General features: G+C 44.2%; 1 protein-coding gene. It reads left to right on the top strand.

The window, feature by feature from the left end:
• Positions 1-852 (top strand): elongation factor Tu (gene tuf, locus AC27JR_RS16985; protein ID WP_487174227.1); only part of this gene is annotated, 852 nt, incomplete at its 5' end.
• Between the last annotated feature and the right edge of the window lie 64 nt (positions 853-916).

Here is a 916-nt window from a genome sequence, read left to right as displayed (position 1 = left end):
CCTATGCCACAAACTCGTGAGCACATCCTACTTTCTCGCCAAGTTGGCGTTCCTTACATCGTTGTGTTCATGAACAAATGTGACATGGTTGATGATGAAGAGCTTCTTGAGCTAGTAGAAATGGAAGTTCGTGAACTTCTTTCTGAATACGACTTCCCAGGTGATGACTTACCACTAATTCAAGGTTCTGCACTTAAAGCACTTGAAGGCGAAGAGCAATGGGAAGCTAAAATCATTGAGCTTGCAGAAGCACTTGATTCTTACATTCCAGAGCCAGAGCGTGACATCGATAAGCCATTCATCATGCCTATCGAAGACGTTTTCTCAATCCAAGGTCGTGGTACTGTTGTAACTGGCCGTGTTGAAGCTGGTATCATCAACGTGAATGACGAAGTTGAAATCGTTGGTATCAAGGACACTACTAAGTCTACTTGTACTGGTGTTGAGATGTTCCGTAAGCTTCTTGACGAAGGTCGTGCTGGTGAGAACATTGGTGCACTTCTACGTGGTACTAAGCGTGAAGACGTTGAACGTGGTCAAGTACTAGCTAAGCCTGGTTCAATCAAGCCACACACTACATTCACTTCAGAAGTATACGTACTTTCGAAAGATGAAGGTGGTCGTCATACTCCATTCTTCAAAGGTTACCGTCCACAGTTCTACTTCCGTACAACTGACGTAACTGGTGACGTACAGTTACCAGAAGGCGTAGAAATGGTAATGCCTGGTGATAACGTTAAGATGACAGTAACTCTAATCGCGCCAATCGCGATGGACGAAGGTCTTCGTTTCGCTATCCGTGAAGGTGGCCGTACTGTTGGTGCTGGTGTTGTTGCAACTATCGTTGAGTAATCAACAGTTGTAATGCATTAAGCATTAAAAAAACCCGAGCTTAGTCTCGGGTTTTTTAATGTCT

This window comes from Pseudoalteromonas sp. NH0006-26 (assembly GCF_057552415.1).
This window is presented reverse-complemented; position numbering and strand designations above follow the sequence as displayed.